General features: G+C 71.0%; 19 protein-coding genes. 14 read left to right on the top strand and 5 right to left on the bottom strand.

Translation table 11 applies throughout. The annotated features are described in order from the left end of the window. The first annotated feature begins 56 nt into the window (after positions 1–56). Together HB662_RS09105 and HB662_RS09100 are read left to right on the top strand one after the other, a co-directional pair. Positions 57–1,646: an ABC transporter substrate-binding protein gene (locus tag HB662_RS09105; RefSeq protein ID WP_168049440.1), complete on the top strand. Its 1,590-nt coding sequence runs from the start codon at positions 57–59 to the stop codon at positions 1,644–1,646. A gap of 64 nt (positions 1,647–1,710) precedes the next feature. Continuing rightward, on the top strand, positions 1,711–2,178 hold the full coding sequence (locus tag HB662_RS09100; protein WP_168049439.1) for a Pvc16 family protein: 468 nt from the start codon (positions 1,711–1,713) through the stop codon (positions 2,176–2,178). A 143-nt stretch (positions 2,179–2,321) separates the two neighbouring features. Here the strand turns inward: HB662_RS09100 and HB662_RS09095 are convergent, their stop codons facing one another. Together HB662_RS09095 and HB662_RS09090 are read right to left on the bottom strand one after the other, a co-directional pair. Beyond that, positions 2,322–2,996, bottom strand: a complete 675-nt coding sequence (locus HB662_RS09095) for an orotate phosphoribosyltransferase (RefSeq protein ID WP_168049438.1) — start codon at positions 2,994–2,996, stop codon at positions 2,322–2,324. Continuing rightward, positions 2,993–4,282: a Zn-dependent hydrolase gene (locus HB662_RS09090; protein WP_245185546.1), complete on the bottom strand. Its 1,290-nt coding sequence runs from the start codon at positions 4,280–4,282 to the stop codon at positions 2,993–2,995. The genes HB662_RS09095 and HB662_RS09090 overlap by 4 nt, the downstream gene beginning before the upstream one ends. Positions 4,283–4,425: 143 nt before the next feature. On the opposite strand from HB662_RS09090, the gene HB662_RS09085 reads away from it, so the two are divergent. The 11 genes from HB662_RS09085 (at position 4,426) to HB662_RS09035 (ending at position 14,396) form a co-directional block, all read left to right on the top strand. Then, positions 4,426–5,451 carry a hypothetical protein gene (locus tag HB662_RS09085; protein ID WP_168049436.1) on the top strand — a complete coding sequence of 342 codons (1,026 nt, stop codon included), beginning with the start codon at positions 4,426–4,428 and terminating at the stop codon, positions 5,449–5,451. Between the two features lie 112 nt (positions 5,452–5,563). Beyond that, the gene (locus HB662_RS09080) at positions 5,564–6,382 is read left to right on the top strand and encodes an iron-sulfur cluster-binding protein (RefSeq protein ID WP_168049435.1); all 819 of its coding nucleotides are present in this window, start codon (positions 5,564–5,566) and stop codon (positions 6,380–6,382) included. Next, positions 6,376–7,305 carry a dihydroorotate dehydrogenase gene (locus HB662_RS09075; protein ID WP_168049434.1) on the top strand — a complete coding sequence of 310 codons (930 nt, stop codon included), beginning with the start codon at positions 6,376–6,378 and terminating at the stop codon, positions 7,303–7,305. Before HB662_RS09080 ends, HB662_RS09075 begins: the two co-directional genes overlap by 7 nt. Then, positions 7,302–7,622, top strand: a complete 321-nt coding sequence (locus tag HB662_RS09070; RefSeq protein ID WP_168049433.1) for a non-heme iron oxygenase ferredoxin subunit — start codon at positions 7,302–7,304, stop codon at positions 7,620–7,622. The genes HB662_RS09075 and HB662_RS09070 overlap by 4 nt, the downstream gene beginning before the upstream one ends. Before the next feature lies 1 nt (position 7,623). Next, a complete protein-coding gene (locus tag HB662_RS09065; RefSeq protein WP_168049432.1) occupies positions 7,624–8,556 on the top strand; it encodes a LysR family transcriptional regulator in 933 nt (310 codons plus the stop codon). 539 nt (positions 8,557–9,095) lie between these two features. Next, positions 9,096–9,812 (top strand): PIG-L deacetylase family protein, encoded by a 717-nt coding sequence (locus tag HB662_RS09060; protein WP_168049431.1) that lies wholly within the window; start codon positions 9,096–9,098, stop codon positions 9,810–9,812. Between the two features lies 1 nt (position 9,813). Next, positions 9,814–11,022, top strand: coding sequence for a CaiB/BaiF CoA transferase family protein (locus tag HB662_RS09055; RefSeq protein WP_168049430.1), 1,209 nt, complete (start codon positions 9,814–9,816; stop codon positions 11,020–11,022). Continuing rightward, positions 11,019–12,011, top strand: coding sequence for a Bug family tripartite tricarboxylate transporter substrate binding protein (locus tag HB662_RS09050; protein WP_168049429.1), 993 nt, complete (start codon positions 11,019–11,021; stop codon positions 12,009–12,011). Before HB662_RS09055 ends, HB662_RS09050 begins: the two co-directional genes overlap by 4 nt. A 4-nt stretch (positions 12,012–12,015) precedes the next feature. Continuing rightward, the gene (locus tag HB662_RS09045; protein ID WP_342449477.1) at positions 12,016–12,993 is read left to right on the top strand and encodes a Bug family tripartite tricarboxylate transporter substrate binding protein; all 978 of its coding nucleotides are present in this window, start codon (positions 12,016–12,018) and stop codon (positions 12,991–12,993) included. Then, positions 12,990–13,868 (top strand): amidohydrolase family protein, encoded by an 879-nt coding sequence (locus HB662_RS09040; protein ID WP_168049427.1) that lies wholly within the window; start codon positions 12,990–12,992, stop codon positions 13,866–13,868. The genes HB662_RS09045 and HB662_RS09040 overlap by 4 nt, the downstream gene beginning before the upstream one ends. A gap of 57 nt (positions 13,869–13,925) precedes the next feature. Further along, complete coding sequence (locus HB662_RS09035) at positions 13,926–14,396, top strand: septal ring lytic transglycosylase RlpA family protein (protein ID WP_245185545.1); 471 nt, start codon at positions 13,926–13,928, stop codon at positions 14,394–14,396. A 68-nt stretch (positions 14,397–14,464) separates the two neighbouring features. Here HB662_RS09035 and HB662_RS09030 read toward each other — a convergent pair whose 3' ends face one another. Both HB662_RS09030 and HB662_RS09025 read right to left on the bottom strand, forming a co-directional pair. Then, entirely contained in the window at positions 14,465–15,442 is a 978-nt protein-coding gene (locus HB662_RS09030) for a choice-of-anchor A family protein (protein WP_168049426.1), read from the bottom strand. A gap of 142 nt (positions 15,443–15,584) precedes the next feature. Beyond that, positions 15,585–16,103 (bottom strand): TspO/MBR family protein, encoded by a 519-nt coding sequence (locus HB662_RS09025; protein WP_168049425.1) that lies wholly within the window; start codon positions 16,101–16,103, stop codon positions 15,585–15,587. Between the two features lie 186 nt (positions 16,104–16,289). On the opposite strand from HB662_RS09025, the gene HB662_RS09020 reads away from it, so the two are divergent. Beyond that, positions 16,290–17,972: a Na/Pi symporter gene (locus tag HB662_RS09020; RefSeq protein WP_168049424.1), complete on the top strand. Its 1,683-nt coding sequence runs from the start codon at positions 16,290–16,292 to the stop codon at positions 17,970–17,972. A gap of 6 nt (positions 17,973–17,978) precedes the next feature. Here HB662_RS09020 and HB662_RS09015 read toward each other — a convergent pair whose 3' ends face one another. Further along, positions 17,979–19,175, bottom strand: a complete 1,197-nt coding sequence (locus HB662_RS09015) for a M23 family metallopeptidase (protein WP_168049423.1) — start codon at positions 19,173–19,175, stop codon at positions 17,979–17,981. Between the last annotated feature and the right edge of the window lie 450 nt (positions 19,176–19,625).

Below are 19,625 nucleotides of genomic sequence, written 5' to 3'. Positions count from 1 at the left end.
GAATGCCGGCGCCTTGCGCATCCTGCCGCCCTGCGAAGACAGGGAACAAAGGCACAATGATGCGTAGAAACACCCGCATGACGCTGCGCGGCGCGCTGGGCGCGCTGGCGCTGGGCGCGCTGCTGGCCGGGGCACCGATGGCGCCGGCGCAGGCCAGCACCTTCACCTGGGCGACCGCGAACGACATCCTCGGCCTGGACCCGCACGCCAACAATCACGGCGTCACCAACGCCATGAAGTCCAACGTATATGAGCCGCTGGTGCGGCGGGAGCCGGATGGCTCGCTCTCCCCGGCGCTGGCCGAGCGGTGGGAGCTGGTCTCCCCCACCGTCTGGCGCTTCCACCTGCGCCGCGGCGTGAAGTTCCATGGCGGAGAGGCCTTCACCGCCGCCGATGTGGTGCATGCGGCGGAACGCGTGAAGCAGAACGACATGGCCTATGTCGTGCAGTCGGTCGCCGCGGTGCGCGCGGTCGACGACCACACGGTGGAGTTCGAGACGCGCGGGCCGAATCCGATCCTGCTGCAGGACCTGACGCTGTTCTTCATCACCTCGAAGTCCTGGATCGAGGCGAACAACGCCATGGCCGTGGCGCGCGCCGGCCAGCCCGGTGCCACCAGCACCTTCGCGCAGCTCAACACCAACGGCACCGGCCCCTTCCGCGTGACGGAGCGGCTGGCCGATGAACGCACGGTGCTGGTGCCGAACCCGGATTGGTGGGACCGCGCGCAGCATGGCATCACCCGCGCCGTGTTCCGCCCGGTGGCGAGCCCGCCGACGCGCGTCGCCGCGATCCTGTCGCGCGAGCTGGACGCGATGTACCATGTGCCGCTGCAGGATGTGCAGCGCGTGTCGCAGGCGCCGGGTCTCCGCCTGATCCAGGGGCCGACGGCGCGCACCATCTACTTCGCCTTCGACGTGAACCGCGCCGAGAACGCCGATGCGCCGGGCACGCCGAACCCGCTGCGCGACGTGCGCGTGCGCCGCGCCATGTACCAGGCGATCGACATGGGCACGATCACCCGCGTGATCCTGCGCAACTCCACCGTCGCCTCCGGCCTGCCGATCGGCACCGCGATCAGCGGCTTCGTGGAGCAGCAGAACCAGCGCCTGCCCTTCGATGCCGCTGCCGCGCGCCGGCTGCTGGCGGAAGCCGGCTTCCCGAATGGCTTCGCCATCACGCTGAGCTGCCCGAACAACCGCTACGTGAATGACGAGGCGATCTGCCAGGCCGCGATCGGCATGTTGCAGCGCGTCGGCATCCAGGCGCGGCTGGAGAGCATTCCCTTCGGCCGCTTCCTGCAGCGCGGCGCGAACAAGGAATACATGTTCTACATGCTGGGCTGGACGCCCGGGAATTTCGACATCACCAATCCCGGCCGCGAATTGCTGGGCGAGGGATCCTTCAACTGGGGCGGCTTCCAGGACGACCGCATGGCCGAGCTGCTGCGCCAGATCGCGGTGGAAACGGACCAGGCGAAGCGGCAGGCGCTTTCGGGCCAATACTGGGCGCGCTTCCAGGAATTGCTGCCGATGATCCCGCTGCACCAGGAACCGCAGATCTTCGCCGTGCGCGACACGGTGGCGGAACTGCCGCTGCGGGCGAATGAGGATCTGGAACTGCGCCACGTCCGCATGCGCCCCTGACCCCATCTTGCCGCCGGCCCCCGGCCGGCGGCACCATGCGGCATCACAAGGGGAGCCAGCGGTGATGCCAGGCCAGGACCGGACCACCTCCATCGCCGATGCCTCCGCCGCGCTGGTCGCGTTGCTGCGGGACCGGCTGCAACCGGCGCAGCCGGTCCTGCTTTCCGCCGCCGAGGGGGCGGAGGGGATTTCGCTGCGGCTGCTGCATCTGCGGCCGGATGCGCGCCTGGCCAACCGGCCGCTCGGCTTCGATCCGCACGGCACCCGCGCCGCGCGGCCGGAGCTGGGGCTGGAGCTGGTCTACCTGCTGACGGCGGAAAACGGGGATGAGCTGGTGGCGCAGGGCGCGCTCGGCGCTGCGCTGGCCGTGCTGCATGCCAACCCAGTGCTGGAAACGCCGGCCGGCGCCCGGCTCACCGTCTCCCTGCTCTCGGCGCCGCTGGCGGAGATGGCGGTGGCCTGGACCGCACTGCGGGAGACGCTGCGCTGCGGCGCGCTGATCGCCGTTTCGGGCGTCGAGATCGCCGCCTGACGAGAGCCACCTCCCCCGGAGGGGGGGGTTGGACGCATGGGTCCAACGGTTGGGTGAGGGGGCCTGCCGACCGGCCACGCCTGCGCCGCCCTGCGCAGCCCCTCACGCACCCCTTTCGCCATGAAGGATGGGGGAGAGGGCCTTCACGGCGCCGGAAGCCCGCCATGCGCGGCAGACCAGGCGAAGGGGTCGGCCAGGTAGCGGCGCAGCTCCGCCAGCGCCGCGGGCGGCAGCGCGCCGCGCGCCTCGGCCTCGGGCAGCACATCCTCCCAGGTCGCCAGCGCGAAGAGCCGCGCGCCGACATCGGCGATGTCGGTCACCACGCGGTCGAAGATGCCCCATTTGAACAGCACGAAGATCTGCGTCACCTCCGCCCCCGCACGCGTCAGCGCGCGGCTGTAGCCGGCCTTGCTGCGGCCATCGGTGGTGACGTCGGACACCAGCAGCGTGCGCGCGCCGGGCCGCAGCGCGCCTTCGATATGCGCATCCGCGCCGAAGCCCTGCGCCCGCCTGCGCACGGTGACGAAGGGCAGGTGAAAGCGCTCCGCCAGCATGGCGCCGATGGCGATGCCGCCCTGTTCGGTGGCCGCCACCGCGTCGAAGCCGTCGAAGCCGATCTCGGCCAGGATCCGCTCCTCCGCGCCGGCCAGCAGCGCGCGCCGCGCCAGCGGGAAGGACAGGGCGCGCGGCATGTCGAGATAGGCCGGGCTGGCCCAGCCGGAGGACAGCATGAAGGGCCGGTCCGGCCGCAGCAGGATGCTGCCGGTATCGAGCAGGATGCGCGCCGTGCGGCGGCCGATGGCCTGTTCCTCGGTCATCGGCCAACCACCTCCGCGCCCTGCAGCAGCAGGGCCTGCAGCACCGCGGCGCCTTCGAGAAAATCCTCCATCTCCATCGCCTCATGCGGGTTGTGGCTGCCGTGCTCGTTGCGGACGAAGACCATGGCGCTGGGTACGCCGGCATTGGCGAAGATCGCCGCATCATGCCCGGCGCCGCTGGCCAGGGTTTCGTGCGGCAGGCCCGCGGCGCCGCACAGCGCCTGGGCGTGGGCCAGCAACCGCGCATCCATGACCGCCGGCGGGGTACGCACCGCCGGGCCGAGCTCGATCCGCACGCGACGTTCGCGCGCGATCTCGGCCGCCTCCGATTCGGCAAGTGCGAGAAAATCCTCCAGCGTCGCCTCGGATTCGCTGCGGTATTCCAGCGTGAAGCGCACCTCGCCGGGCACCCGCGTCATGGCGTGTTCGCGCGGGTCCGTGGTGAAGATGCCGAAGGTCATCACCAGGTCCTCGCCGCGTTCCAGCAGGGTGCGCCAGCTGGCATCAAGCCGCATGGCGAGGTCCGCCGCGCCCAGCACCGCATCCCGCCGCAGCCAGCGCGGCACGGCGCCGGAATGTGCGGCCTCGCCCTGGCAGCGGGCGCCGGGGTGGCGGAAATTGCCGCGGATGCCGGAGACCAGGCCCACCGGCACGCCGCGCGCCACCATCACCGGCCCCTGCTCGATATGCAGCTCGACGAAGTGGGAGAGGCTTGCGGGGTCCAGCAGCTTCCGCCGCGCCGCCACCACGGCGACCTCCGCGCCTTCGCCCGCCATGGCGTCGCGCAGCGTTCGGGAAGAATCCTGCAGGCAGGGCAGGTCGAGCCATTTCGGGTCGAAGGCGCCGAACAGGGCGGAGGAGCCGAGATAGGGCCGGCCGTACCAGGCGCTTTCCTCGCCCCGCATCACCAGCAGCAGCAGCGTCCGGGCGCGCGGCCCCGTCCGCTGTGCATCCCGCTGGGCGCCGAGCAGGGCCAGCAGCCCGGCAATCACCCCCGCCGCGCCATCGAAATTGCCGCCCTGCGGCACGCTGTCCAGATGCGATCCGCAGGCGGCGGCGGGCAGGGAGGGATCGGTGCCGGGCAGGGTGATGTGGAGATTGGCGGCGGCATCCCATTCCGTGGCCAGCCCGGCCTGCTGCGCCAGCTTCTCGATCCGGCGCATCGCGGCGGTTTCGCCCAGGCCATAGGTCTCCCGCGTGATGCCGGTGCCATCATGGTCGGCGGCACGCAGCTCGGCGAAAAGGCGCCGGGCGAGTTCGGCCAGATCCGGGGCGATGGGGGGCAAGGCGGAGTCCATCCGGGCAGGCTTGCCCAGGGTGGCCTGGGTGGCAAGGTGCCGGCTCCGATTGTGGCCCCTGGTTCGTGGCCCTTGGCATCCGCGCCGCGCCGCCGCACCATTAGGGGGATTTTTACTGGGCCGGGCGCCGCATGGACAACGACGATTTCCTCATCCTCCGCAGCGGAGAGGCCGAGGGCCTGGTAACGCCGCAGGAAGCGCTGGAGGCGGTGGAGGATGCCTGGAAGGAATACGGCCAGGCCCGCCAGGTGCTGTCCGACCCGCCCAGCCTGCACCTGGCGACGCCGGGGGCGCAATTCCGGGTGAAGGGCGCGGTGCTGCCGGAATCGGGGCTGGCCGGCTTCCGCCTGCTGTCGGAAGGCGAGGCGGCGCGCGACTGGTTCTGGATGGCCGACACCAAGGGCCAGCCGCTGGCGCTGATCGAGGCGTCCTGGCTGCGGTCGCTGCGCACCGCCAGCACGGCGGCGCTGGCGGCCAGGCTGCTGGTGGCGCCGGGCGTGACCAGCGCCGCGGTGATCGGTGCCGGCCAAATCGCCGCGCACCTGCCGGCGGCGCTGGCCGCCGCCCTGCCAGGGCTGACCACGCTGCATGTCGCGGCCAGGCAGGCGGAGGCGGTGGAAGCCTTCTGCGCCGGCCACCAGGGCATGCTCCCCCTGCAATTGCAGCCCGCCGCCACTCCGGCGGAAGCGGCGGCGAAGGCCGGCCTCGTCATCACCGTCAGCAGCGCGGAGGCGCCGGTGATCCGTGCCGCCGATCTGCAGGCGGGGGCCACGCTGGTGGCGCTGGGCCAGGCGGATGTGGCGGCGGATGTGCTCGGCTGGGCCGGGGCCTTCTTCGTGGACAGCGCCGATTTCAGCCGCCCCGGCGGCAATCTCGGCGCCTGGATCGCCGCTGGCGCGACCACGGAACTGGCGCTGGCGCGGCAGGTCGGGCCGGATCTCGGGCTGGTCGCGGCGGGCCTGGCGCCGGGGCGGGGTGATGCCGCCCAGAACGTGCTGGCGGTGCTGCAGGGCATGGCGATCGGCGATCTCGTGCTGGCGGCGCTGGCCTGGCGCAAGGCACGGCTGCGCCGGCTTGGCCTGCGCTTCGGGCTGGGGGAGGCACCCTCCGCGCGTTTCCGCGGCCCGACGCCCCGGCGCAACCGCAGCCTGCGGTAGAGCGTGATCCGCGAAGGCGGAATCGCCGTAGCGGTGAATCACCCTCGCAGCAAAGCCTAGACCATGATCCGTGTTCGCGGATCATGGTCTAGGAGCCAGGGAAGGAGCAGGCATGGATCTCGGGCCGGCGGGCTTTCCGGTGGTGGAGGCGGAGGCGCGGGTGCTGGAGAGCGCACCGGTCGGCCGTCGCTACCACCGCCTGATCCTGGACGCCCCGGCGCTGTCCGCCGCCAGCCGACCCGGGCAGTTCTTTCACCTGTTGTGCCGGGACGGGGCGGGCAACGGCCCCTATCTGCGGCGGCCGATGAGCATCTGGCGCTGCGGCCCGGGGCGGGATCTCGGCTTCCTGCTGCATGTGAAGGGTCGCGGCACGGCGGCGCTGGCGGCGCTGCGGGCGGGGGACCGGCTCTCGCTGCTCGGGCCGCTCGGGCAGGGTTTTCGGTTGGGGCCGGGCTGGCGCCGCATCCTGATCGTTGCACGCGGCGTCGGGCTCGCCACCCTGGCGCCGCTGACGGAAGCGGCCGCGGCGCAGGGCGTCGCGGTACAGGCGGTACTGTCCGCACAGGCGCCGGAGGATCTGATGGCGGAGGAATTCGCGGGCGATTCGGGCGCCGCGATCACCGCCGTCTTCGACAGCGACGGCAGCGGCGCGGTGCCGGCGGTGGAGGCGCTGCTGCGCGCCCGCTTCCAAGACGACCCGCCGGATGGGGTCTTCACCTGCGGCTCGAACCGGCTGTTCCTGCTGCTGCAAAGGCTGGCGGCGGAATACGGCATCCCCGGGCAGATCGCGCTGGAACAGCAGATGGGCTGCGGCCTCGGCATGTGCTTCTGCTGCGTGCGGCAGATCCGCGCGCCGGATGGCACGGTGCAGAACCTGCGCGTCTGCGCGGAAGGGCCGGTCTTCGACCTGCAGGCGGCGCTGGCATGGTGAACATGGCGGTCCGCATCGGCCCGATGACGCTGGCCAACCCGGTGATGCCGGCCTCGGGCACCTTCGGCCCGGAACTGGCGCAGGTGTTCGACCTCAACCGGCTCGGTGCGCTGGTGACCAAATCCGTCACGCCGCAATACCGGGAGGGTAATCCCCTGCCGCGCCTATGCGAGACGGAGGCAGGGGTGCTGAATTCCATCGGCATCCCCGGCAAGGGGCTGGACCATTTCTGCGCCCAGGCAATGGCCGACTGGCGCCGCTTCACGCCGCCGCTGGTGGTCTCCCTGTCCGCCGATTCGGTCGCGGCCTTCGCGGAGGCCGCGGCACGGCTGGCGGCGACCCCCGGCGTCGCCGCCATCGAGGCCAATATCTCCTGCCCCAATCTGGAGGAGGATGGCCGCGCCTTCGCCATGCACCCTGAATCGGCCGCCGCCGCCATCGCCGCCATGCGGGCCGCCTGCGCGCTGCCGATCTGGGCCAAGCTGTCGCCCAACACCGCCGATATCGCCGCCGTCGCGCGCGCGGTGGAGGAAGCGGGGGCCGATGCGGTGGTGGTGGCCAACACCATCCTGGGGCTCGCCATCGACATCGACCGCATGGCCCCGAAGCTGGGTGCCGGCATGGGCGGGTTTTCGGGACCGGCCTTCAAGCCGATCGCGCTGCGCCTGGTCTGGCAATGCGCGCAGGCGGTGCGCGTCCCGGTGATCGGCGTGGGCGGCATTGCGAATGCGGAGGATGCGGTGGAATTCCTGATGGCTGGGGCCAGCGCGGTGCAGGTCGGCACGGCCAGCTTCGTCAGCCCGAACGCCATGCCGGCCGTGCTGGAGGGGCTGGAAGCCTTCTGCGAGCGGCGCGGCTTCGCCCGTGTGAGCGACCTGACCGGCCTCGCCTTGCCGGGGCGGCTGCGGCCGGCGGCGGAATGATGCTGCGGCTTTGTGCCACGAACCATGTGCCGGAAGGCCAGGGCCGCAAGGTGGAGACGGAGGAAGGCGACTTCGCGGTCTTCAACCTGGGCGGCGTCTTCTTCGTCACGCAGAATGCGTGCAGCCACGGGCCCGGCCATTTGGGTGAGGGCCGGGTGCTGGGCGATGAGGTGGAATGCGCCGCCCATGCCGGCCGCTTCGACATCCGCACCGGCCGCGCCACCGCCGAACCTTGCTGGGAGCCGCTGCTGGTCTGGGATGTGACGATCGAGGACGACCAGGTCTGCATCCGGCTCGACCAGGGCCGCACGGCCTGAGATGGCGGTCGATTTCCTCGGGCTTGAGGCCTTCCTGTCGATCGCGGAGCGCGGGTCCTTCCGCAAGGCGGCGGCGCATTTGAACCTTTCGCAGACCGGCCTGTCCCACCGCATCCGGAAGTTCGAGGATGCGCTGGGCTGCCGCCTGCTGGCGCGCACCACGCGGCAGGTGACGCTGACACCCGCGGGTCTGGAACTTGCCGGGCGGGCGCGCGGGCCGGTGGAGGCGCTGGTGGCGGTGCTGTCGGAACTGCGCGCCGGCGCGGGGCGGGGCGAGCAATCCGTCACCATCGGCTGCCTGCCGACCATCGCGGTGCATCACATCCCCCGCCTGCTGGTGGAATTCGCGCGGACGCATCCGGCGGTGACGGTGAAGGTCTTCGACCATTCGGCCAGCGAGATCGCCGATGGCGTGGCGCGGGGGGAGGCGGAGTTCGGCATCACCATCGTCTCGGCCAATCGCTGGGACCTGGATATCGTGCCGCTGCTGACTGAGCCGTTCGTCGTCGCCTGCCCCGCGGCGCATGATTTCGCCTCGCGCCCGCACCTGTCCTGGGCCGATCTGGAGGGCCGCCCGCTGGTGCGCGTGGCGCCGCATACCGGCAACCGCGCCTTGTTGGACGAGGCGCTGGGCGCCAGGCGGGATGCGATGGATTGGCGGTATGAGGTGCAGCACCTGGCCACCGCCATCAGCATGGTGGAGTCCGGCCTGGCGCTGGCGGTGGTGCCGCTTCTGGCCGTGGATGCGGCGCGGTCGCCGGGCGTGGTCGCGGTACCGCTGCGCGACCCGGGGGTGCTGCGCCGGCTCGGCGTCGTGTCCCGCCGCGGGGTGCCGCTGTCTCCGGCAGCGGAGGCGCTGCTGACGCTGCTGCGGCGGCATTTCCGGGCCAGGCCGCGGGACAAGGTGGCATCGGGACCGGCGCCCGACGCCTGAGGGCGAGCGGCCCGATGGCCGCCGCGGCTGATGCCGCGCAGCCAAGCCGCCGGAGGCGGCGCCCGGCGCCTGAGGGCATGCGGGAACCTGCGCCCGCCAAAGGCGGGCGAGCGGCCGAATGGCCGCCGCGGCTGATGCCGCGCAGCCAAGCCGCGGGAGGCGGCGCCCGGCGCCTGAGGGCATGCGGGAACCTGCACCCGCCAAAGGCGGGCGAGCGGCCGAATGGTCGCCGCGGCTGATGCCGCGCAGCCAAGCCGCCGGAGGCGGCGCCCGGCGCCTGAGGGCATGCGGGAACCTGCGCCCGCCAAAGGCGGGCGAGCGGCCGAATGGCCGCCGCGGCTGATGCCGCGCAGCCAAGCCGCGGGAGGCGGCGCCCGGCGCCTGAGGGCATACTGGAACCTGCGCCCGCCAAAGGCGGCGCCCGGCGCCTGAGGGCACGGAACATGCACAAAACGGCATAGTCCTCCCGTTCTTTCCATTTGTCGCATCCGCCCCGGGCCGCCATTCTCCGGGCCAACCGCGCCACCCGAGGAAATCGCATGTCCAAGACCGGTCTCGTCATCACCGCCCATCCGGGCGATTTCGTCTGGCGCGCCGGCGGCGCCATCGCGCTGCACGCCAAGCGCGGCTACCGCATGAAGATCCTCTGCATGTCCTATGGCGAGCGGGGCGAAAGCCAGTTCGCGTGGAAGGAGAAGGGCGCGACGCTGGAAGGCGTGAAGGCCGGCCGCAAGGCGGAGGCCGAGGCGGCCGCCGCGGTGCTCGGTGCCGAGATCGAGTTCATGGATGCCGGCGACTATCCGCTGGGCCGGACGCCCGAGATGCTCGACCGCGCCATCGATATTTTCCGCGAATTGAACCCGAGCTTCGTTCTCAGCCATGCGCTGAAGGACCCGTACAATTTCGATCACCCCGAGGCCGCGCATTTCGCGCAGCAGGCGCGCGTTATCGCCCAGGCGATGGGCCACAAGCCGCAGGCCGACTACACCTATTCCGCGCCGGCCATGTTCCTGTTCGAGCCGCATCAGCCCGAGCAATGCGACTTCAAACCGGATGTGCTGCTGAACATCTCCGAGGTGTGGGAGACCAAGTTCAAGGCCTTCCAGTGCCTGCCGGCGCAGAAGCACCTCTGGGCGTATTATGAACGCGTGGCGCTGAACCGCGGCATGCAGGGCGGCCGCAATTCCGGCAAGCCGATGGTCCATGGCGAGGCGTATATGCGCCTGTTCCCGCAGGCCCTCGAAGAGCTGGTCTGAGATGAGCGGACCGCTCGCCGGGCTGCGTGTCCTCGACCTGTCCTCCGTCGTCGTCGGTCCCGTCTGCACCGGCGTGCTGGCGGAACAGGGCGCGGAGGTCATCAAGCTGGAAAGCCCGGATGGCGACCTGCTGCGCAAGCTCGGCGGCAAGGGGCGCACGCCGGGCATGGCGGGGAAGTTCCTCAACTTCAACCGCGGCAAGCGCTCGATCTGCCTGGACCTGAAGCATCCGCGCGCCAAGGCGGTGCTGGCGCGCATCGCGGCGCGCTGCGACATCCTGGTGACCAACATCCGGCCCGATGCGCAGAAGCGACTCGGCGTCGATGCCGCGACCATGGCGGAGAAACTGCCGCGGCTGATCCATTGCTCCATCGTCGGCTTCCGGACCGATGGCCCCTATGCCGGCAAGCCGGCCTACGACACGGTCATCCAGGGCGTCTCCGGCATCGCCGGCTGCTTCGAGGCCTCCACGGGCGAACCCCGCTACGTGCCGATGCTGGTGGCGGACCATGTCTGCGGCCTGATCGCGGCGCAGCAGATCGGCTTCGCTTTGTACCGGCGAGAGAAGACGGGGCGCGGCGAGAGCCTCGAAATCCCGATGTTCGAGAATATGGCGGCCTTCGTGCTGCAGGAACATCTGGGCCCGATGTCCTTCCGGCCCGCGCTGGGCCCGCCCGGCGACCAGCGCGTGCTGAGCCCGGAGGCGCGGCCGCTGAAGACGGCGGATGGCTTCATCGCCGTTTCTGCCAATACCGACGCGCAGGCGCATGGCTTCTTCCGCGCCATCGGCCGGCCGGAACTGATCGAGGATCCGCGTTTTGCTAATGTCGCGGCCAGAACGGCGCATACCAGAGACTACTTTGCGCTGCGGGCGACCGCGCTGGTGGGCAGGACCACCGCCGAATGGCTGGAGCTGTTCACCCGGCACGACGTGCCGGCCATGCCCTACAACACCATCGAATCCCTGCTGACCGACCCGCACCTCCGCGCCACCGGCATGGTGCGGGAGGAGGAGCACCCGACGGAGGGCGCCACCTTCGCCATCGGCGCGCCCAATATCCTGTCGGGCGGCATGGCGCCGACCCTGCCCGCCGCGCAGCGCCTGGGCGCCGCCGGGCCCGACCTGCTCGCCGAGGCCGGCCTTTCGGCCCAAGAAATCACCGACCTGGCGCGCGACGGCGCGCTGATCCAACCGGAGGAAACAACATGACCAAGCTGCACCTGCACCTGCCCCGCCGCACGCTGCTCGCCGGCGCCGGCCTGCTTGCGACACCGGGCATCCTGCGCGCCCAGGGTGCCTGGCCGGAGCGGCCGGTGCGGCTGGTGGTGCCCTTCACCCCCGGCGGCAGCACGGACATCCTGGCCCGCGCGATCGGCGCCGAATTGCAGGACGCGCTCGGCCAGCCCTTCGTGGTGGAGAACCGGGCCGGCGCCGGCGGCACGGTCGGCAGCGACCTGGTGGCCCGCTCGGCGCCGGATGGCTACACGCTGATGATGGGTCATATCGGCACGCTGGCGGTGAACCCGTCGCTGTACCGCAACCTGTCCTACGACACCGTCACCTCCTTCGATCCCATCGTGCTGGTGGCGAATGTGGCGAACATCCTGGCGGTGAACACGCGCAAGCTGCCGATCACCACGGCGCAGGAACTGATCGCGCGCGCCAAGGCCTCGCCGGGCACCATCACCTATGGCTCCGGCGGCAATGGATCGGCCGCGCATACCGCCGTGGTGGCCTTCTGCCTGGCGACGGGCATCGAGCTGACGCATGTGCCCTATCGCGGCACCGGCCCGATGATGAACGACCTGATCGCCGGCCAGATCGACATGACGATGACGGGCGGCCCGCCGATCCTGCCGCCGGTGCGTGGCGGGTTGTTGCGCGCCATCGGCGTGTCGTCCCTGACGCGGCTGTCCAGCGCCGCCGATATCCCGACGCTGGATGAGCAGGGCATCACCGGCTTCGACGCCGTGCAGTGGTATGGGCTGGTGGCCCCCGCCGGCACGCCGCGGCCGATCATCGACCGCGTCAACGCCGCCAGCACGCGGGCGCTGCAGGGCGAGAAGCTGAAGCCGCGCCTGGCGGCGGAAGGCGCCGATGCCGCGCCCGGCACGCCGGAGCAGTTCCGCGCCCTGATCATCTCCGAACGCGAGCGCTGGGGCGATGTGATCCGCCGCGCCAATGTGACGAATGAATAGGCCGGTGACCCGGATCACCCGTCGCGCCACGCTCGGCGCCGCGCTGGCCCTGCCGGCCCTCGGCACGGCCCGCGCGCAATCCGCCTGGTCCCCCAGCCGCCCGATCCGCATCGTCGTGCCCTTCGGGCCGGGCGGCGTCGCGGACCTGACGGCGCGCGCGGTGGCGCAGCGGATTTCCGAACGGCTCGGCCAGCCGGCGGTGATCGACAACCGGCCCGGCGCCGGTGGCATCGTCGCCGCGCAGCAGCTGATGGCGGCGCCGGCAGATGGGCACACGCTGCTCGTCGCCTCCAACGGCACCGCGATCAGCAAGGCACTGTTCCGGCAGTTGCCCTTTGATCCGCTGACCGATTTCGCCCCCGTGGTGACCATGGGGGCCTTCCCGATCGCCGTCGTCGTTGCGCCCAATTCGCCGGACCGCGACATCGCCGGGTTGCTGGCGCGGCTGCGGGCAAACCCCGGAAGACTGAACATCGGCAGCATCACCGCGGGCAGCACGCAGAACCTGTCGGCGGAGCTGTTCAAGATCCGCTCCGGCACGCAGTTCGAGACCATCGCCTTCCCCGCCACCCCGGCGCTGACCACCGCGCTGATCCGCGGCGATGTGGATGCGGCCTTCGAGATCACCGGCCCGATCATGGGCCAGATCCAGGCCGGCGCGCTGCGCGTGCTGGCGGTGACCTCCGCGACGCGGGCCGAGAACCTGCCGGATGTGCCGACGCTGATGGAGGCCGGGGTGCCGGATTACGACGTGGCGTCCTGGAACGCCCTGGTCGCCCGCACCGGCACGCCGCCCGAGGCCATCGCCGCCTTCAACCAGGCGGTGAATGCCGCGCTGGCCACGCCGGAGCTGCGCGCTGCGCTGACCGGCGTGGGCGTGGAGCCGCGCGGTGGCACGGCGGCGGCGATGGGCGAATTGCTGCGGGCCGATACGGCGCGCTGGACCGAAGTGATCGAGAAGGCTGGAATCCCTCGCCAATGAAGAAAGAGATTCCCACCTGCAAGGGCCCGGACCCGGACACCCGCACCCCGCGCCTGGTGCTGCCGCCCGGTGCCTGTGACAGCCACTGCCACGTCTTCGGCCCCGGCGCCGTCTTCCCCTATGCCGAGGACCGCGCCTACACGCCGCCCGATGCGCCCTTCGAGGGGCTGGTGGCGCTGCATCGCAAGCTCGGCGTGTCCCGTGCCGTCATCGTGCATGCCTCCTGCCATGGCAGCGACATGACGGTGACGCTGGACGGTATCGCCCGATCCGGCGGCACCATGCGCGGCGTCGCGGTGGTGGAGAAGGGGGTGACGGATGCGGAGCTCGTCCGGCTGCATGAAGGCGGCATCCGCGGCGTGCGCTTCAACTTCGTCCGCCACCTGGGCGGCATGCCGGACATGGATTTCTTCCAGCGCGTACTCTCACAAGCGGAGGCGCTGGGCTGGCATGTGGTGCTGCACCTGGATGCGCAGGACATCGTGCCCTTGGCCGACACCATATCCTCGATCCGCATCCCCTTCGTCATCGACCATATGGGCCGGGTGAAGGCGAAGGACGGCGTGGCGCAACCGGCCTTCCAGCAATTGCTGGAGCTGATGAAGAACCCGCTGGCCTGGGTGAAGATCTGCGGTTCGGAGCGGGTGTCCTCTGCCGGCGCGCCGTTCCTGGATGCGGTGCCCTTCGCCCAGGCGCTGCTGGCCGCCGCGCCGGATCGCTGCCTGTGGGGCACCGACTGGCCGCACCCGAATATTGCCGGCGACATGCCGAATGATGGCGACCTGGTGGATTTGCTGGGCGCGATGACGGACGACCCCGACCTGATCCGCCGGGTGACGGTGGACAATCCGAACCGCCTCTACTGGGCTGATTGATCGAACCATCTGCCCTCTGGCGCGTCCTGTCTGGTGACAGGCAGCGAGGGGGTTTCGATGTCCGGTCCACGGAAATGGCTTGCGGCACTGGTCGGCTTCGCCTGCATGGGCGGCTACGCCCTGGCCGATGAGCTACGGGCAAGGCCGGGGGACGACACCACCGGCCGCATCCAGCTTGGCGAGGCGTCCTTCTACCACCCGCGTTTCCATGGCCAGCGCATGGCCAATGGCGAGCGCTTCGACGCAGGATCCGATTCGGCGGCCAGCCGGACCCTGCCGCTCGGCACGGTGGCGCGCGTGACCAACCTCGACAATGGTGAGACGGCGCGGGTGCGGATCGAGGACCGGGGGCCGCGGTCCCGCCGGCGTATCCTGGATGTCAGCCCGCGGACCGCACGCCAGCTTGGAATGCGGCAGAGCGGCACGGCGCGGGTGCGGGTGACGCCCCTGGCGGTACCGCAGCGTGACGGCACGATTCGCCGCCATGCCGCGCGCCCGGCGCCAGCCAGGACGAGAACCCGGCGCTGAGCCCCCTTCCAGGGCGTGATCCGTCCAAAGCGACGGACCGTGCCCTGGCAGGCTGCTGAAGCCGCGCTTCAGGCGGCGCGGCGGCGCCGGCGCGCCAGGCCGAGGCCCGCCAGGCCCAGGCCGAACAGCGCCAGACTCGCCGGTTCCGGCACGGGAACAGGGTCGCTGGTCGGCAGGTCGAAGCGGATCGGCTGGCTGTGCAATTCGCCACGCCCATCATAGGCGGCGGCGAACAGGCTGCCCTCGATCGGGGTGTGGTTGCGGACGGTCGCGTTCGGCGCCAGCACGGTCCCACCCCATTGCCGCTGGAAGTCGATGCTGGTGGCATTCACGAAGTTCCAGATCACGTCCCGCGCCACGCTGGTGGCGTTCAGGAAATTGGCCTGGCCGGTATAGGACCCGCCGGTCACGTTGATGACCGCACCATCGCGCCCGTTCAGGTTCAGGCTGAAGGAGGCGAAGGCGGACAGCTCCGCCACCGTCACGTTGAACACGGCAAGGCCTGGGCCGGCGCTGGCCGTGATCGGCACGTTGTTCGGGAAGCCGGGGGTCGCCGGGCCGGGCAGTGCGCTGTTGGCGGCCAGGCCTGCCAGCTCCGCCGAAAGCGCGCTGAGCGGCGCGGCGAAGGTCTCGGCGAAGCCCGGCAGCGGACCCGGCGCCGGGGCATCCGGCCCGCCATTGATGGAGCGCCCGCCGCCGCCATTGGTGTTGATGATGCCGGCGGCCGAGCCGGCGATGGTGACGCCGCCACCATTGTTGACGTTCATCGGGCCGCCCGTGGTGGAGCTGCCATAGACGGTCAGCGCGCGGAAATCGGAGGGTGCGGCGGCACCGGGATTGTTGAAGAAGGTGGCGCCGCCGGTGAGGTTGCCACCAATGACGCTGCGCCCTTCGACGTCCGAATTGCTGGAAAAATCGCCAATTGTGACTAAGTTGAACTGCCGCAGGATGTCGGTCGCGGTCAGCGGCCCGGCCAAAGCGGGCATGGCCACGACGCTGGCGCCGAGCAGCGCGAGAGTGGCAAAGATCCGGCTTCTCATGTGCATCAATAATGTTCCCATGGACAGGAAAAACGATATGTCCAAGGGAAAAGCAACATGAATGCCGCACCGGAACGTGGTGTCAAATCAACGGCTTGGCCGGTGGCCTCCGGCAGGCGAGGCGCCTGCCGTCAAGAAATCCGACAGGCTACATCTGCGCCCGCTGCGTCAGGGTGCCCGCCTCGTCCCGCCGCATCACCGGATGCGGGCCGGGGTTGAGCCGCCACATGGTGTAGCTGAGGAAGACGGCGAAGCTGACCCAGGCCAGATAGGGCACCATCAGCCAGGCGGCGGTGGCGGAGATCGGCGCGAACAGCAGGATGCAGGCGAGGATCGCGGCCCACAGCGCCGCCGCCTCAAGCACGGCCCAGCCCAGCTTGCGAAGGCCGAAGAACACCGCGGACCAGCCGGCGTTCAGCACGAGCTGCCCGGCCCAGACCAGCATCGGCAGGCCCAGCCCATCCTCCCGCCACACCAGGAAGCCGGCGGCCGCCATCATCAGGTACAGGATCGACCAGGCGATCGGGAACAGCCAGTTGGGCGGGTTCCACGACGGCTTGCGGAGGCTGGCGTACCAGGCCCCAGGCTTGAAGATGGCGCCAGTGGAAGCCGCCGCGAAGCAGGCCGCCAGGCACCCGACGGCGCCGAGGATCAGGGTCCAGTTCATCGCGCCAAGATGGGCTGCGCGGCTGCCGGGGGGAAGGGGTTACGGGAAATCCATCCACTGGCCGTCGTCGCCCCGGAACCGGAAGCCGCGATCGGAGCTTGCATGCCAGGAGGCGAGGCCTAGACTTCAATATTGCAGTTTTATGACAAGCCGGGCTGCCCGGTCATGCAATAGGGGTTTGAGGCGGTGTCGCAGGCGCTGCTGCTGGTGGAACTGGCTGGTCACGCCGCGCTGCTGCTGTGGGGGCTGCACATGGTGCAGTCCGGCGTGCAGCGCGGCTTCGGGATGCGGCTGCGCCATGTGCTGGGGATCGGCCTCGGCGGACGCGGGCGGGCGGTGCTGGCGGGGCTGGCGATCACCGCCGCGCTGCAATCCTCCACCGCCACGGCATTGATGCTCGGCAGCTTCGCCGCCGGGGCCGGCGTGGCGCTGGCGCCGGCGCTGGCCGGCATGCTCGGTGCCAACCTCGGCACGGCGCTGATCGTGCTGGTGCTGTCCTTCCCGACCGGCTTCCTGGCGCCGGCCCTGGTGCTGGCCGGGGTGGTCACCTTCCGCCGCGGCGCGGCCGGGCGGTTGCGGGACCTCGGGCGGGTCGCGATCGGGCTCGGGCTGATGCTGACCTCGCTGCACCTGCTCGGCCAGGCGATGGCGCCGGTCGAGGCCTCCCCGGCGCTGCACCAGGTGCTGGGGGCAATCGCCGCCATGCCGCTGCCCAACCTGCTGGTGGCGGCGGTGCTGGCCTGGGCGGCGCATTCCTCCGTCGCCGCCATGCTGTTCATCGCGGCGCTGGCTGCCTCCGGCGCGGTGGGGGCGGAGGCCTGCATCGCCATGGTGCTCGGCGCCAATCTCGGCAGCGCGCTGAACCCGCTGCTGGCCGCGCTGGGCGATGCCGGGCCGGATCGCGCCCGGCTGCGCGTGGCGCTGGGTAATCTGGTGAATCGGGTGGTGGGGGCCGCGCTGGTGCTGGCGCTGCTGCCGCAGGCGGCGGCGCTGCTCGGCCCGGTGGGCGCGCTGGCTGCGGCGCAGGCGCATCTGGCCTTCAACCTGGGCACCGCGGTGCTGGCCTGGCCGCTGCTCGGCCCGCTGTCGCGCCTGCTGCAACGCTGGGTGCCGGACCGGCCGCAGGCGGAGGATGCCGGCGCGGCGCGCTACCTCGATACCGGCGCGCTGGAGACGCCGCCGGTGGCCCTGGCCAATGCGGCGCGGGAGGTGCTGCGGATCGCCGATGCGGTGGAGGCGATGCTCGCCGCCTCCATCACCGCCTTCCAGGATGGCAGCCGGGAAGGTCCCAAGGCCGCCAAGCGCCTGGATGACGTGGTGGACCGGCTGCATCGCCAGGTGCAGTTCTACCTGGCCCGCATCCCGCAGGAGATATTGGGGGAGGAGGAGGGCAGGCGCCTGGCCGAGATCCGCGCCTTCGCCGTCTCGCTCGAACATGCCGGGGATGTGCTGGATCGCGACCTGGGCGGGCTGGCGGCCAAGCGGGTGCGGCGCGGCCTGGTGCTGCCGCCCGATATCTCCGCCGAGATCACCGCGCTGCATCAGCGCCTGCAGGCGCAGCTTCGGCTCGCCGTCGCGGTCTTCATGCGGGAGGATGCGGAGGCGGCGCGCCGCCTGGTGCGGGAGAAGGAGGCTCTGCGCGACGCCGAGCGCCTGGCCCTCGCCCGCATGGCGGAGGCGGCGGACCGCAGCGCGGCGGAAGGTGGCGCGGCGGCCGGGTTGCTGCTGGATGCGGTGCGGGACCTGCGCCGGATCGGCGCGCATTTCGCGATGGTCGCCCACCCGCTGCTGGAACGCCGGGGCGAATTGCTGCCGAGCCGGCTCTCCCCCGAAGTGCGGCTGGAGGAAAGCCTGGCCGGCGGTGACTGAGGCGCCTCAATCGGCGGCGAGCGCGACCTCGGTATGGGCGGCGGTCAGGCCCGCCATCTGCCGGCCGAGCACCTGACGGTGTTCGCGGAACGCGGTGAGTTCGCGACCGCGCAGCGGCTCCCCGCCCGGCAGGGCGACCCGGGCCGGATTCTGTGCCACGCCGGCGATGCGGATTTCGTAATGCAGATGCGGACCGGTCGACATGCCGGTGGAGCCCACTGCGCCGATCACCGCCCCCTGCCTGATCCGCGCACCCGCCTTCAGCCCGCGGGTGAAGCGCGACATGTGGGCGTAGACGGTCTCCACGCCGCCCGGATGACGCAGCCGCACGGTGCGGCCATAGCCACGCTCATAGCGCATCGAGGCCACGGTGCCGTCCGCGGCGGCGAAGATCGGCGTGCCGCTGGGGGCGCCGAAATCCAGCCCGGTGTGGCGGCGGCTGTAGCCCAGCACCGGATGGCGGCGCATGCCGAAGCCGGAGGTCAGCCGGGCCCCATCCAGCGGGGTCCGCAGGAAGCCGCCCCGCAGCGGCCGGCCATCGGCGCGGTACCAGGCGACATCGCCATCGGGCCGGGCATGCCGCCAGACTTCGAGCACGCGGCCGGACAAGGTGAGGGCCGCGTAGTGGAGCTGGCCGTGCCCGAGCAGGTCCCCATCCGGGCCGCGCAGCCGCTCGAAGGCGACAGCCACACGGTCTCCCGGCTGCAGGTCACGCTGGAAATCCACCTCATGCGACAGGGCGCGGATCAGCGAGTGGGTCAGCGGCGCCGGCAGCCCGGCGCGGGTGAGGGCGGAAAACACGCCGCCGGTGACCTGCGCATCGACGCGAGCGAGGTGGCGCAGGCGCGGCGTCACCACTTCCTGCACCGCCCAGCCCTCATCCTGGCGTTGCAGCGAGATGGTGTGGCCGGGGCGGGGCGCGATCTCGAGACCGATGAGGGCGTTCTCCTCATCCATCCGCAGCCCGACTTCCTGCCCGACGGCCAGGTGGCGCGGCTCGAACACGGGGGTGAGGGCGGCGATGGCCGCATGTGCCTCCGCGGAATCGACGCCGGCATCGCCCAGCAGGCCACCCAGCGTGTCACCTGGTTCCACGGTGACGATGCGCTGCGCCTCCGCCGGCGGGTCCGATGCGGTCGCCTGGGCTGCCGGGACAGCAAATGCGACGCAGAGGCACAGGGCGAGGCGCAGGTTCGATATCATACTGTTGTCATGTCCCGAGTGGTCCCGGCGGGGAACTTCTTGGGGTGCGGCCGGCAAGTCAACAGGAAAGGCATTCCCGCAATGTAACGTCGGCAGCAATGTCAAGGGGTTGGCGGTTATGGCAGACATGTGACGGCATGTGCGGGGGTCCGTTGACAGTGTGCGTTGTGGGCCGTAGAAGCCCGCCACCGACGACGAGCCACACGGTTCTGATCGGTTCGCTGGGAAGGCGGGGTTGCAAGTGGCGGGTTGATCCGCTAGATGCTCTCCCCCGCCGCTTCGGTGGTTCCCTCCCTCGCAGAGATGCGGTGGTGCCGTTGGTCAGGGTTCTGGCCTCGGGTGGGGATTTGTTCTTTCAAGCTGTATATCTGTTGAGGGAAGAGTATTTGGTTTGCTCTTTGGCTCTTGCGCTGTGGCTCACGAAGGTGGGTTGCGGGTTTGCGGGGGGAA

The organism is Falsiroseomonas frigidaquae (genome assembly GCF_012163145.1).
Taxonomy (GTDB): domain Bacteria; phylum Pseudomonadota; class Alphaproteobacteria; order Acetobacterales; family Acetobacteraceae; genus Falsiroseomonas; species Falsiroseomonas frigidaquae.
This window is presented reverse-complemented; position numbering and strand designations above follow the sequence as displayed.